This is a genomic window from Rhizobium skierniewicense Ch11 (assembly GCF_023757665.1).
GTDB lineage: Bacteria > Pseudomonadota > Alphaproteobacteria > Rhizobiales > Rhizobiaceae > Agrobacterium > Agrobacterium skierniewicense.
The window spans coordinates 85,701-99,078 of the sequence record NZ_RXPG01000016.1; the positions used below are offsets into that span (position 1 = coordinate 85,701).

Here is a 13,378-nt window from a genome sequence, read left to right on the forward strand (position 1 = left end):
AAAACTTTCTCCAGCGGTACCTAATATACCTATCCCCCTAAACACCATCTGGACCATATCCGTTCCACGCGTCGGTGCTATGTCCGCTTTCGGACGGATGGGGGTGCCTGGCCTCGTGGAATGCGCGGGTTTGAGGCCTAGCCGTTGCGCTCATCGAAACATTTTGCACCTTAGCCGAATAAATACCGCAAAGTCCGCCTTTGCATAAGCGATGTAAACGCGCGTTATGAGAATGTCGTTCGCCAAGGGCCATGGCCCGTTTAGGGGAAAGGGGGCAGCATGGGACGGTTTGACTTCACGATGCGGCTGATCGCGGCCTTCGCGGTTCTCGCGGTGTTGATCGTGTCTCAAGGCCTTCTCAACCGTCATATTGCCACAGAAGCCGAACAACAAGTTATTCGCGGCCGATATGCGGGTGATATTTTGTCAGGGCTGCTTGAGCTATCTGCCACCAAACAGAGACTGCGGGCCTGGTCCTTGCGCGCTTTGATTGGCGCGGACCACGCGCCTGGCGATGGTGAGATGCTTCGCGCCCAGATGGCTGCCACCATCGAGCAGATTCAGCGGATCAGCGAAAAATCACGGGAGATGGATCATCTCGCCGGCGCTTCAGCGGACGATGATGACGCACGCGACGAGGCTCTTCAGCTTATCTCGGGCAGTGTCATCGCACTGAAACCCGCTATCGAGGACATCAGGTCCCATACGGGGGCAGATGATGTGCGAAGCGCCTGGGCATCCATCGAGACGATCTTCGATCAGGGGGCGGGAAGGGATCTTCGCGAAGTTCTCAACAACACCATCTCCGAGGAGAAGTCGCAGCTCGTCATTTCGCGGGCCAACGCGAATGCAGCACTTTTGCAACTCAATCGCGTGCTTGCCGTTCTGACCTTCATCATCGCAATCATCGGGATGGGGCTGGCCTATGTCATCGCCAAAGCCATCCGTCGCCCGCTACAGCAGATGTCCGAAGGGGCGAGAGCTTACGAATCCGGCCACCTCGAGCATCGTATTCCCGTGACGACGACTGACGAGTTCGGCCGTTTCGCAAGAAGCATCAATCGCATGGCGTCGGAACTTTTGCTTCGCCGAAACGAAGAAGCCAATCACCGCGTTGTCCTTGAGCAACAGGTTAGGGAGCGGACGTCTGCCTTGGAAGATGCTCTATCGCGACTGAGGGCATCCGAGGGTCGTCGGCGCAGTTTGCTGGCCGACATCAGCCACGAATTGCGGACACCCACCACTGCAATTCGCGGTGAAGCGGAGATCGCGTTGCGCGGGCAAAAAACAGATGGCGAGTATCGCGCCTCGCTTGAGCGGATCGGGCAGGCCGCCAGTCAGATGGGCAGTCTGATCGACGACTTGCTGATGATGTCGCGCGGTGAAGACGAGACACTGGCGCTCAATAGCGAGCAGATTGATATCGCAGGTCCGCTCGAAGAAGCGCTGTTAAGCGCGGGAACACTCGCAAATCAGCGAGGTATCAAGATTGCCACCGATATCGAGGACGCAGAGACGATTGTGGCGGGCGACCCATTTCGCCTGCGTCAGGTCATCGCCATTCTTCTCGACAACGCCATTCGCTATTCGCCGCAGAATTCACACATAGATGTCAGTTCCAGTATTACCTCAAACGCTTGGGAACTTGTCGTTCGAGACTGTGGGATCGGGATCGAAGCTGATGCGCTTCCCCATGTTTTCGAACGTAATTTCCGGGGCAACAATGCACGAGTTCACCGTCCCGATGGCACAGGCCTGGGATTGTCGATCGCCAAACATTTGACGTCTGCCCATAATGGAACGATCACGCTTCATAGCGAGAGCGACCGGGGAACGACGGCTACCCTTCGCTTGCCGTTGTTGGGAGCTAGTCGCGCTGCTGAAGCCATCATGGAGACGACGAAGTGAACATACTGATCATAGAAGACGATCCAAGGGTGGCAGACTTTCTGGAACGCGGCCTGCGTGCCGAGGGCTACAGCGTCACCGTTGCCCGAGACGGCCCCACCGGGATCGAACAGGCGCACACCCTGTGGCAGGAATGGCGCTCGACGGGCGCAAGCGGTGCCATTTTACTTGATGTGATGCTGCCGATCATAAACGGGTCGGATGTCTGCCAGACGCTTCGCGCCAGCGGTATTTCTGCGCCAATCTTGATGCTGACCGCACTGGGTTCGGTGAGTGACCGCATTTCTGGATTGAAAATGGGTGCTGACGACTATCTGGTCAAACCATTCTCATTCGAGGAGTTGTTGGCACGAATAGAAGCACTGATGCGTCGTCCCATCGAACTGCGTCCGCTTGGGACAAAAACGTTGTGTGTCGGGGTGCTGGAACTGGATCGTGAGTCCATGCGCGTTACGGTCGATGGCGAAGAGATATCGATGACCGCAAAGGAACTTGCGCTTCTGGAGCTGTTCATGTCCGCCCCGGGACGGGTACTCAGCCGAGAACGTATTTTGGCAAATATCTGGGGCGCGGGTGAAGATCCCTTGACCAATGTCGTTGACGTCTATGTTCGCCGACTGCGCGCAAAGATCGATCGCTCATCGGACAGCCGCTCATGTATCACGACTGTCCGAGGCATTGGTTATCGTCTGGAGCAAGATCGGTAGACGATTGCTTATTTTGCCGAATAAGGCAGTGAAGAATGATGCTGAACGATGCGAATCGTCCCTTCGTCATCCTTCTTGAAGGTCCATGACTTGTCGACCGTTGTCACTTTGCCATCCTTATCGGTGAAAGAGACGTTTCCAAGTGTGGTTGCGTATTCTCCATCTAGAAGAATGGCAGCGTTTTTGACCTCGACTTCACGCCATCCCTTCAGGGCAAAGCCTGTATCGGAAGGGTATTTTGGGTTCTGACCCACAAAATAGGACAGTGCGCCTTCGCGGTCCGTTCGGAATGTCTGCGGCTCTTGCGTCAGCGTGGGCTTGAAGAGGACCGGCCCAAACTGGTAGCCATAGGCTGCATCAATAACTTTTGCAGCCATCTCCTGGGCCGGCTTTACGCCTTTCTCTTCATACTCCCGCGAAATGGCAACGAGCGCTTCGCCCCAGGCTTTCTGCGACTGAAGGACTTCAGACTCGCTGATGGCCCGATTTTTGGTTTCGACGGCGTTCACGCCACCGGCAGTCATGAGCAGAGCAGTTCCGGTCACGGCAGTCGCCTTGGCTATCCAGCGCATAAGTTTTGATCTCCTGTTTGATGGCTCGTTTTGAGCGACAACAGGAATATGGGTGTCTTCTCTGAAGCAGGCGTGGCTGCTGTATGAACAGATGATGGACAGAAGATTACAGTTCGAGTGGCGAACCAGGGTGTCGAATCTGCGATGACAGCCGCAGACACGAACAAAGTCTTTTCATCAGCCTCTCGAAAATCCCGGACACGCAGGGAGCTGCATGAACCGCAACTATGGTTCGAGGCTCATCCGATTATTGCCTTGCGATTTGTCCAGCAAGCTTGAACGGACTGGCAACGGCGGCACCAGCTGCGTCGAAGACGAAGGCACCAATGTTGCCGCCGCTCAAGCGCATTCGAGCTTCTGCCTTATCGATGTTTCCTGCAAACTGTGCAAGTGAGGCGTAGCGATCATGGCCGAGGCCGTCGGCTGATTTCAGCGATGAGATATCGACGACGCGGACGCGCTCTGCTTTTGCGGTTTCCTGGATCACGGGGTCGTTCACGTCTAGACTCCCCACTCTGGGCCGTTCACCGCCGACAAAGCTGGAGAAGCTCAGCGCCTTGTCAGACTTCGATACCAGAAGCGTGATCGGGGTTGGAATGGCTCCGATATCGCGAATCTGCGCTCGGAACACGTCGAGGTCGATATCTGGAGCAGCAAGCACAATCTGCAGCTTTGCCAGGACATTGCTCCTGCCTTCGAGCCTGAGTTGTCTCGCGGCCTCCATGGACAGAAAACCGCCCATACTGTGACCGAATAGGATGATGCGCTTGACCTTTGGTGGGGCCGCTATCGTTTCGAGAAGGGACCCAAGCTCCGTGCGAGAATAAAGGACGGCGTCACGGTCCGCCACATATCCCGCCACGCTTGCCGCAGATGGCCACGAAAACATAATCGGTGTACCAACCGCGCCGGCATCGGCGACCATCTGTGCTGTTCGGAACAGGGCTTCCTGGTAGGAGTAGTTGTAACCGTGGACAAAGACCGCAGCGGTACCATCAAACTGCGGCGCGCTGATCGTCTTTTGAACAAGTGAAGCCTTTGTCAGCGCTTGTCGACCGGTCACGATATATTGGCGATTTGGATCTGGCGTTTTGGACACATACTGAATGTTGGGTCCATCCCGCTTGGAAGGCACCGAGATTGAAAACTGATCATAGCTCGTCGCACCTGCCCAGCGGCTCCCATAAGAAGCGTCTTTCGCCACCGGATCACGATTGGTAACGGCGAGGATACTGACCTTCTTCTGCTGGTCGGCCTTCAGTGCTACCGGCTTGAGAACATCGGGTGTCGGGCGCGAAACGCAACCCGTCAATGCAATCACCGTTGCGATGATGACCATTGTGTGAGGCAAGCACCTGCCGCCCTTTGTCATGAGAAGTGACATGGTTTACTCGTTTCGTACGTGGGGCGGCAGAGGAGGGCGCTTGAGCCCCCCCCGTTTTGGTTCAGGCCGTTGCGGGTGGATGCTCGGGGTCTTTTGTGACGTCTTCCCGCGGAATTCTAAACCATGCGACGTAAAGTGCTGGCAGGAACAGGAGCGTAAGAACGGTTCCGACGACGATACCACCCATCATGGCATAGGCCATGGGTCCCCAGAAAACTTCCCGCGAAATCGGAATGAGAGCTAGGGTTGCCGCTGCGGCCGTCAGCATGATCGGCCTCATACGGTGTTCGGTCGCCTCTATGACAGCTCGCCATGGCGTCATTCCTCCCTCTCGCAGATGCTCGATCTGGACCACAAGTATGACCGAGTTTCGTATGAGAATGCCAATGAGTGCGAGAATGCCCAGGATCGCGACGAAGCCCATCGGTGCATTGCTCAAAAGGAGGGCAGCAACCACACCGATCAGCGCAAGCGGCGCCACCGCAAATACCAGGAACAGGCGGCTGAAGCTTTGCAACTGGAACATCAGGATCGTTGCCATGGCAAACAGCATCATCGGCGCAACGGCAGCAATCGGACCCTGAGAGTCTGCACTGGACTCGACGGAACCACCAATTTCTACCTTATAGCCTGCGGGAAGATTAGCCGTAAACTTCTCGATTGCTGGCTTCAGTCCCTCGACGACCGTCGCGGGTTGCGTGGGTCCGACAACTGCGGCCTTGATGATGATCGTCGGGATACGGTCTCTTCTGCCAATCATTGGTTGCTCGAGTTCGTAGCGGAACTTCGCGACGGCCGACAGTGGAACGGACTGGCCGTTAGAGCTTGGCAATTGAAGGTTTCTCAAGGTTTCAATTGATCCACGCTCGACGTCTTCGGCACGGCCGATAACATCTATAAGATAAATGTCATCACGGACCTGTGTGCTGGAAGACCCTTCAACGACGTCATTGAGGACGGTCGCGATATCCTGAGAGGAGACACCAAGCTGCCTTGCCTTATCTTGGAGAACGTCGATTTTGACAACGCGAGATGGCTCGTTCCAGTCAAACGTCATGTTAGATAGCACCGGGTTGGCGCTGACGATTGCGCCTAGTTGCTGCGCGTATTGGCGCAACTTCTGTACATCAGGTCCGCTCACGCGGTACTGAACAGGCTTGCCGACCGGGGGGCCGATATCGAGAAATTTCGCAAAGGCATCGGTGCCCGGGAATGTCTTGGAAAGATACGCCTGAAGATCGGCTTTGAGACGGTCACGCGCCTCCAGGTCCTTCGCGACGATCACGACTTGACCAAACCATGCGGCAGGGCTCTGCACGTCATAGGACAGAATGAAACGAGGGGCACCCTCGCCGACATAGGTCGACCAGTGGTCGATATCAGCGTTGCCAACCAGTTTTTCTTTTTCAAACTGAGCCATCTGGCGGTCTGTTTCGGCAATCGTACTGTTTTGCGGCATACTCCAGTCGACAATCAACTCCGGACGATCGGATGTCGGGAAGAACTGTTGCTGAACCAGACCCATTCCGCCAAGTGAAAGCGCAAACACAGCGACTGTAGAGATGATCGTGATCCAGCGAAAGCGCATGGCTAGGCCAAGAAGCCATGAAAAGCCGCTTGCCATCCGCCCCTTTTTATCGTGATGGGACTTCATGGTTTTTGGCAAAATCATCACGCCAAGAAGAGGTGTGAACACCACGGCCACCACCCAGGAGACAACGAGTGATACGCCAATCACGACGAAGAGCGTGAATGTGAACTCGCCTGCGGCACTGCTGTTCAGGCCAATCGGGATGAAGCCAGCGACAGTGACGAGTGTGCCTGTCAGCATCGGAAATGCGGTCGACGTGTAGACGTAGGTCGCGGCTTGTCGAAGATTGTCACCCACTTCCAGCCGGGCGACCATCATTTCGACGGCGATCATAGCATCATCCACGAGAAGGCCTAGAGCAATGATCAGCGCACCCAACGAAATGCGCTGAAGCGAAATGCCGGTGTATTCCATGTAGACAAAAGTAATGGCCAGAACGAGCGGTATGGACACGGCCACGACCAGTCCGGCCCGAACGCCCAAGCTGATGAAACTGATGGCCAGAACGATGACCACGGCTTCAAACAGCGCGGTGGTGAAGCCGGAAACGGCCTCCTCGACCACGGCCGGTTGATCCGAGACGCGCTCGACGGTCACGCCGATCGGCAGGTCGGCGACCACGCGCTTCATCTCGGCATCAAGATGTTCGCCGAAGGTCAGAAGATTTGACCCTGTGATCATGCCAATGGCGAGGCCAATGGCAGGCTTGCCCTGGAAACGAAACAACGACGTTGGGGGATCAACATAGCCGCGCTTGATCGTTGCCACATCTGTCAGTGGGAAATAGCGGTCATTCACCCGAAGATTGATGGATTTCAGGCTTTCTTCCGAAGAAAAACCACCGCCGACACGGATAGCGATACGTTCAGGTCCGGCATCCACGAAACCCGACTGGGTAACCGCATTTTGTGCTTGAAGTGTATTGATCACCGCTTGGCGATCAAGCCCCAGCGCAGCGATCTTGCGTGTTGAAAATTCAAGATAGATAGCTTCGTCCTGTTCGCCGATGATATCGATTTTGCCGACATTTTCGATCGTTAGAAGCTTGGCGCGTGCGTCTTCAACGAGATCGCGTAACTGTCGTTGGGACAGGCCATCCGACGTGAAGGCATAGATGTTGCCGTAAACATCCCCGAACGTATCGTTAAAGAAGGGGCCCACCACACCGCTTGGCAAACTGCCCTTGATATCGTTGACCATGTTGCGAACCTTGATCCAGTTCGTGGTCACATCCTTGGCCTTGGTCGTGGGCAGCAACTCGACGTAAATTATTGTCTGGCCCGCTGTCGTTTCGCTCCTGACGTAGTCAAGAGCGTCCAGCTCTTCCAGTTTCTTTTCAATCCTGTCGGTAACCTGTTTGGTGACTTCCTCGGCAGAAGCCCCTGGCCACTGGGCCCTCACAATCATGGTTTTGATCGTGAAAGAAGGATCTTCCTCACGTCCCAGATTGATATAGGAGAACGCTCCAGCCACCACGAAGATGATCATGAAATACCAGACCAGCGAACGGTGTTCGAGTGCCCAGTCGGAGAGATTGAACGGCTTCACTGGGCAGTCTCCTGATCGATGCGAACGGCCTGGCCGTCTTGAAGTTGGTTGACACCTGCGACCACGATGCGGTCGCCGGGATTGACGCCTTGAAGAACGACAAGCGGTCCGCCCGTTGCAGTACCCGTGTCCAGGGTGACCTCGCGCGAAGAGACCTTGCCTTCCTTGTTGTCGACGACCCAGACGAGCGTTCTTGAACCGTCGCGTTTGATGGCAGACGATGGGAGTTGAATGACGGGGCTGGAGCCAACCGACGCACTCGCACTGATGACGGAGCCTAGCCGCAAAGCTTCCGGTGGATTGACGAGGGTCAATTTCGTGCGCCGCGTCCGGGTCGCGCTATCGGCAAGAGGCGTTATTTCGCGAACGATGCCTTTCGCTTTGATATCAGAATCCAGCTGCAGCGATACGTTGAATTCCGCACCGCTCTTCAAAAGGCCACTCGCGGTTTCCGGGACGTCGATGACGGCATCGCGTTCCTCGGGCCGTGCGACCGTGACAATGCTTTGGCCTGCCGACACGACCTGACCGACTTCGGCAGACGTCGCTGTCACCACACCGTCGAATTCGGCGCGAAGCTGCGCATAGTCCAGTTGCTCTTTTGCTTTGTCCAGATTGGCCTTTGCCTTGTTGAGGTTAGCCGCGTCCGTGCTGCGCTCCAACTGGGCACTTTCAAACGTGGCCTTGGCGGCAGACTGGCGTTCAAACAAGGTTTGCTGACGCTGCTCGTTGCTGGTGGCGTTTGCAAGTTGCGCCTGCGCGTTGGCAAGATCAGACTGGGCGCTGCGAACGGCCAGTTCCAAGGCTATCGGATCAAGAGCTGCGAGAACATCGCCCTTTTTCACGAGATCGCCCACCTGGACGTTGCGGGCAACGATGCGACCAAGAATACGAAAACCAAATTGGGTCTCGATCCGCGCGTTGACTGTGCCTGGAAGCGTCAGTGTTGCCTGTGGAACGGGTTGTACGACTACGGAAAGAACGGGACGCGGCTTTTCGGGAGCCTTATCCTCTTCCCCGCAGGAGACTAGAAATGTCGTGGCGAGCATCAGTCCCACGATCGTCTTTGGATATGTCATTTTGCCGCTCCTTCGTAGGCCACGACTTCGCCGGCTGTGAGAAATTTGGTGCCGTCAGAAACCACGATCTCGCCCTCCGACAGGCCTGAACGAACGGAAAAGCGCTGGTTCGCATACGCTGTTATCTCGATCTGGCGCAAAGATACGGTGTTGCTTTTCGGATCAACGATCCAGACAGCGGGTTTGCCCGAGACTGACGCCATCGCAGACCATGGCAGTTCAATCGTCTTTACGGGCTTGTAATGCGCAGTCGCAACGACTGGACTTCCCAGGCGGACATCAGCGTCCGGATCCAGCGAAAGCTTGACTCTGATCGTACCGGTGGATGTGTCGATGGTTGGCGATACTTCCCGAACTTTCGCCTTGATCGACGGCCCGCCTGACAGCATTCTGACCTCAACGTCATCCTGGATTTCGCCGCCAAGCAGAAGAGATTCGTCGGCATTGATGACCGCGTCGCGTGGGCCGTCATGGGCCAGGGTGAAGACCGTCTGTGCCGCCTGCGCCACTTGCCCGACTTCCGCATTCCGCGCCGTGATAATACCGTCGGCATCCGATTTGAGTTCGGTTTGTCCCAGGGCATCGCGCGCGCTGTCGACCTGCGCTTGTGCCGAGTCAGCGGAGCCGCGTGCGGTCAGAAGAGATTCTTGAGCGGAATCAAGGGCTGCGCGTGTGGTAACGCCTGTGGCCAAAAGGCTTTGCTGTCTGTCATAGGCTTGCTGCGCCTGGGTCTGTTGCGCTTTTGCAGACTCAAGGCTGGCAATGGCGACCTGGAGATCAGCCTGTTGTTCCTGTGGATCTATGCGCGCAAGGATCTGGCCCGATTTGACGCGGTCGCCGACATCCACAAGACGCTCCGTGATGCGGCCGCTGACACGGAACGAAAGGTCCGATTGAACCCGGGCACTGATCTGACCAGTCGTTGCAATGGCGGTGGCCACGTCCAACGACGCGACCTGAACCGTTTTGACCTCCCGAACCGGCTTTTCCTGACTACCTCCCTCGGGAGCACAGGCGGCAAGGCTTACCAGTGATATCGCCATGCTGGCGATCGTAGCTACGCGTCTCATACATTGCCTCTTGAACCATGATGAATACGTGATACATTTGACTTACCAGATAGTCAATGAAATTGTTTTGCGGCACAACTTTTGAGTCGCGGCAGGTTAGGATGATGAATGAAAAGGCTGACACGCGCTCAACAAAAGGCGCTTAGGCCCACACAGATTCTCGATGCAGCCTTCGAGGAATTTGTGGAACACGGATTTTCCGCAGCACGAGTAGAGGATATTGCCGATCGTGTCGGTGTGACGAAAGGCACTGTCTACGTCTATTTTCCGACAAAGGAAGACTTGTTCGCAGCGATGATCGAGCACATCTCCGTACCCATTCAAAAAATGATTGCTGACACGCAAGCCCTAACAGGAACCTGCGTGGAAAGGCTAACCGCGATGATGAAACTGTTTTACAAAATCAGTGTCGATCAGCGGGAGGTTCGTGAGCTCTTGAGATTCGTAATTTCCGAGGGGCGACGATTTCCAAAGGTTATCGATTCACACCGCGATGACCTTGTGGACCCACTCCTGATGCGCGTCCAGACAATCCTGAACGATGGTATAGCATCCGGCGAGTTCGTCGCAGGCCCTAGAGCTGAAGCACAACTGGTCTTCGCGCCCATTCTAGCCATGATCTTTGAAACGCTCATTCACGATGGTAGACGAGAGCTTGATATTTCTGCCTATATCGAGGCCCACCTGGACTTGGTTTTGGGAAGTCTTGTCAACAAAGACGGTCAGCCCAGCGAAGCGGGCTGAAAGTTTAGGCAGCAGACACCAGTCTCGTCGCAGATTGGGTAGGTAAGAGGCGCGTGACCTCGTCTGCGAAAGCCTTGGCGTTTTGCAGTGCCTTATCCAGATTGCTGACTTGCGATGCGTTCATCATGTGGAGATAGCCGCCGAACTCAAACATATCACGAAACGCTGCGCGTTCGATGATCGGCGTGTCCAGAACATGCACGTTTCGGTTGGCGAGAAGCGCTTTGGCAGCCAAAAGCGCGCGCGTCGTGACCATGGAATTGACGCGAGACAGCACAACGGAGTGCGGTATCTTGATGGACGCGCGATCATCGAGATAACGGAGTAATTCGAGCACCTGCGCGCCGCCCTGTGCATCCATCGTGCTGCCCTGCACGGGAATGATGACATGGTTGGACAGACCCACAGCTGTCGCAAGAAGCGGAGACTGGGCGCCGGGAAGGTCGATGATGACGTGATCGAACTTACGGCGGTTGTCCAGCACGTGCTGTTGAAGGCTGGATGCGGAAACATAGGTTATGACGGAAAGATCGACACGGCTGTCCGCCGCCTCCCGCCATTTGGAGAGCCAACGCTGGGGATCTGTGTCAATAACGCAGATTTTCAAACCACGTCGCGCAAGTTGTGAGGCAAGCAACAACACTGCTGTCGTTTTGCCAGCGCCGCCCTTTGTGTTCGCGAAAGTAATGACCGCCATGACCAGATCCGGTGAATGCTCGCGGGCGATCATCGCTCACTTGGAGCACCAGAATCATGGTGCCATCCGATCATTCAGCATTATGGTTAACAGCATCTAAAGACGTATTGAGGATTCAGTTACCGACGCCTGTCTTCGGCCAGGATTTCGCGAGCGATATGCTCCAGCGCGACGATTTTGTTGACACCGCCATGTGCTATGGCCTCTTTCGGCATGCCGAACACGACAGACGACGCTTCGTCCTGTGCCAAGGTGTGGGCACCAGCCTGATGCATTTCCAGCATACCGCGTGCACCGTCATCACCCATTCCGGTCATGATTACACCCATGGCGTTGCCGCCTGCCGAGCGTGCAGCGGAACGAAACAACACATCCACCGATGGCCGGTGACGGGAAACGAGCGGGCCGGTGCGCACCGACACGTGATACCGCGCGCCCTGCCGCTCTAAAAGCATGTGCTTGTCGCCTGGCGCGATCAGCACATGTCCGCGCAGAACCGCATCGCCGTCTTCTGCTTCCTTGATCTCGACCTCGCATAGGGAGTTGAGACGTCTGGCGAAAGCTGCCGTGAACTTTTCCGGCATGTGTTGGACGATCACGATACCAGGTGCATTTGCTGGCAGTCTTTCCAACATCTCACGCAATGCCTCTGTACCGCCTGTGGACGCGCCGATGCAGACCACCATTTCGGTCGTCCGCGCCATCGCTTTTCCAGATGGTGGCGGCAGCACCGCGTCAGCCGTCAACTTGGCCTGGATTCCGTGTGTCGACCCGTGCCGGGGCGACGTTTTTGTCCCTCTCACGCGGGCGTGGGCGGCACTTTTGACGACCTCACAGATGCGCAACGCTGAATCCGCCAGATGATCGGCAGCACCGATACGCGGCTTCAGGATGATGTCGACCGCACCTGCCTCCAGTGCCTGCAGCAACGTCTCGGACCCAGCTTCGGTGAGAGATGAGCACATCACCACGGGGATGGGGTGCTGCGACATGATCTTACGCAAAAATGTGATTCCGTCCATGCGCGGCATTTCGACATCGAGCGTTATGACGTCGGGCAGATCTTCCTGTATCTTCTTGGCTGCCATGAAGGGATCGGACGCGGCGCCGATCACTTCGATGTCTGGATCGGATTCAAGCACTGCGGTCAGTGTCTGGCGGACACTGGCTGAGTCGTCGACGATCAGTACGCGCGTCTTTTTCACCATGGCCGTCTGCTACTGCTTTATGAACACTGTGTTGGCAACCTGTTTAACGGGGAGGTTTATACCCGTGATGCTTTCTGAGTGACCGATCAGGAGATAACCACCCGGCGACAGGCAGTTGCACAATTGCGTCAACACATGTGATTGCGTTTTCTTGTCGAAGTAGATGAGCACATTGCGGCAGAAAATGATCTGATAGGCGTCGCCGACCTCGTAGGTCGGGTTCATCAGATTAAGCCGTGCATAGCCGACCTTTGCACGAAGCTTAGGCGTAATGCGCACTTCGTTACGCTGCTTGTCGCGGGGCTGCATGATGTATTTTCGTGCAAGATCTGCCGGGACGGGCGCAACCAAGTCTCTCGTGTAAATGCCGGAGTGCGCTTTCTGAAGCACTTCAGTGGATAAGTCCGTGGCAAGGATACTGAAATCCCCGATGACCCGTTTCTCGATGGCTTCGGCCAGTACCATCGCCATGGTATACGGCTCGGCACCGGTGGAGCATGCCGAACTCCATGTTCGGATGCGTTTGTGGCCCTTCGCAGACAAAGCAGGCAGGGCAATTTTCTCCATGAAATCGAAGTGGTTGGGCTCCCGAAAAAAATCCGTCTTGTTGGTCGTGACAACATCGATCAGAAAAATGCTTTCAGTTTCCATGCCTCCATGGCGAAACAGGAAATCGCAATATTCCACGAAGGTTGCATGTCCCGTCGCTCTTAAGCGTTTGCGTAGCCGTCCTTCCAGCATTGACCGCTTCGTATCGGGCATCTTGATGCCGCAGTAATTGTAGATGAATTCCGAAAGTTTACGAAAATCGCTGCTGTTCAGGCTGTCGTCGAAGTTCGTGTAAGCAGGTGCACTCAACGTTTGGACTCC

11 protein-coding genes are annotated in these 13,378 nt (G+C 55.7%); 3 read left to right on the forward strand and 8 right to left on the reverse strand.

Annotated features, from left to right (window positions below; all coding sequences use genetic code 11):
- Positions 1 to 279: 279 nt before the first annotated feature.
- Both EKM04_RS12975 and EKM04_RS12980 read left to right on the forward strand, forming a co-directional pair.
- A complete protein-coding gene (locus EKM04_RS12975) occupies positions 280 to 1,908 on the forward strand; it encodes a sensor histidine kinase (RefSeq protein ID WP_183894808.1) in 1,629 nt (542 codons plus the stop codon).
- A complete protein-coding gene (locus EKM04_RS12980) occupies positions 1,905 to 2,615 on the forward strand; it encodes a response regulator transcription factor (RefSeq protein WP_174155718.1) in 711 nt (236 codons plus the stop codon). Before EKM04_RS12975 ends, EKM04_RS12980 begins: the two co-directional genes overlap by 4 nt.
- A gap of 8 nt (positions 2,616 to 2,623) precedes the next feature.
- On the opposite strand, the gene EKM04_RS12985 is transcribed toward EKM04_RS12980, so the two are convergent.
- From EKM04_RS12985 to EKM04_RS13005, 5 genes are all read right to left on the reverse strand, one after another.
- The gene (locus tag EKM04_RS12985; RefSeq protein WP_174155719.1) at positions 2,624 to 3,187 is read right to left on the reverse strand and encodes a metal-independent carbonic anhydrase family protein; all 564 of its coding nucleotides are present in this window, start codon (positions 3,185 to 3,187) and stop codon (positions 2,624 to 2,626) included.
- A gap of 247 nt (positions 3,188 to 3,434) precedes the next feature.
- Positions 3,435 to 4,571: an alpha/beta hydrolase gene (locus tag EKM04_RS12990; RefSeq protein WP_234910904.1), complete on the reverse strand. Its 1,137-nt coding sequence runs from the start codon at positions 4,569 to 4,571 to the stop codon at positions 3,435 to 3,437.
- Positions 4,572 to 4,632: 61 nt separating this feature from the next.
- On the reverse strand, positions 4,633 to 7,710 hold the full coding sequence (locus EKM04_RS12995; protein ID WP_183894811.1) for an efflux RND transporter permease subunit: 3,078 nt from the start codon (positions 7,708 to 7,710) through the stop codon (positions 4,633 to 4,635).
- A complete protein-coding gene (locus EKM04_RS13000; protein ID WP_183894813.1) occupies positions 7,707 to 8,789 on the reverse strand; it encodes an efflux RND transporter periplasmic adaptor subunit in 1,083 nt (360 codons plus the stop codon). Before EKM04_RS13000 ends, EKM04_RS12995 begins: the two co-directional genes overlap by 4 nt.
- Positions 8,786 to 9,859: an efflux RND transporter periplasmic adaptor subunit gene (locus tag EKM04_RS13005; protein WP_174155475.1), complete on the reverse strand. Its 1,074-nt coding sequence runs from the start codon at positions 9,857 to 9,859 to the stop codon at positions 8,786 to 8,788. Before EKM04_RS13005 ends, EKM04_RS13000 begins: the two co-directional genes overlap by 4 nt.
- Positions 9,860 to 9,967: 108 nt before the next feature.
- On the opposite strand from EKM04_RS13005, the gene EKM04_RS13010 reads away from it, so the two are divergent.
- Positions 9,968 to 10,603 carry a TetR/AcrR family transcriptional regulator gene (locus EKM04_RS13010; RefSeq protein WP_183894816.1) on the forward strand — a complete coding sequence of 212 codons (636 nt, stop codon included), beginning with the start codon at positions 9,968 to 9,970 and terminating at the stop codon, positions 10,601 to 10,603.
- Positions 10,604 to 10,607: 4 nt separating this feature from the next.
- On the opposite strand, the gene EKM04_RS13015 is transcribed toward EKM04_RS13010, so the two are convergent.
- The 3 genes from EKM04_RS13015 to EKM04_RS13025 form a co-directional block, all read right to left on the reverse strand.
- Positions 10,608 to 11,300 (reverse strand): ParA family protein, encoded by a 693-nt coding sequence (locus EKM04_RS13015; protein WP_183894818.1) that lies wholly within the window; start codon positions 11,298 to 11,300, stop codon positions 10,608 to 10,610.
- Between the two features lie 119 nt (positions 11,301 to 11,419).
- The gene (locus EKM04_RS13020) at positions 11,420 to 12,508 is read right to left on the reverse strand and encodes a protein-glutamate methylesterase/protein-glutamine glutaminase (protein ID WP_183894820.1); all 1,089 of its coding nucleotides are present in this window, start codon (positions 12,506 to 12,508) and stop codon (positions 11,420 to 11,422) included.
- Between the two features lie 9 nt (positions 12,509 to 12,517).
- Positions 12,518 to 13,366, reverse strand: coding sequence for a CheR family methyltransferase (locus EKM04_RS13025; RefSeq protein WP_183894822.1), 849 nt, complete (start codon positions 13,364 to 13,366; stop codon positions 12,518 to 12,520).
- Positions 13,367 to 13,378 lie beyond the last annotated feature (12 nt).

Excerpts from the sequence above, each read along its gene's own strand:
- EKM04_RS12975 (WP_183894808.1), top strand. The coding sequence starts at position 280 with ATGGGACGGTTTGACTTCACGATGCGGCTGATCGCGGCCTTCGCGGTT.
- EKM04_RS12985 (WP_174155719.1), bottom strand. The coding sequence starts at position 3,187 with ATGCGCTGGATAGCCAAGGCGACTGCCGTGACCGGAACTGCTCTGCTC.
- EKM04_RS12990 (WP_234910904.1), bottom strand. The coding sequence starts at position 4,571 with ATGTCACTTCTCATGACAAAGGGCGGCAGGTGCTTGCCTCACACAATG.
- EKM04_RS13000 (WP_183894813.1), bottom strand. The coding sequence starts at position 8,789 with ATGACATATCCAAAGACGATCGTGGGACTGATGCTCGCCACGACATTT.
- EKM04_RS13005 (WP_174155475.1), bottom strand. The coding sequence starts at position 9,859 with ATGAGACGCGTAGCTACGATCGCCAGCATGGCGATATCACTGGTAAGC.
- EKM04_RS13010 (WP_183894816.1), top strand. The coding sequence starts at position 9,968 with ATGAAAAGGCTGACACGCGCTCAACAAAAGGCGCTTAGGCCCACACAG.
- EKM04_RS13015 (WP_183894818.1), bottom strand. The coding sequence starts at position 11,300 with ATGGCGGTCATTACTTTCGCGAACACAAAGGGCGGCGCTGGCAAAACG.
- EKM04_RS13020 (WP_183894820.1), bottom strand. The coding sequence starts at position 12,508 with ATGGTGAAAAAGACGCGCGTACTGATCGTCGACGACTCAGCCAGTGTC.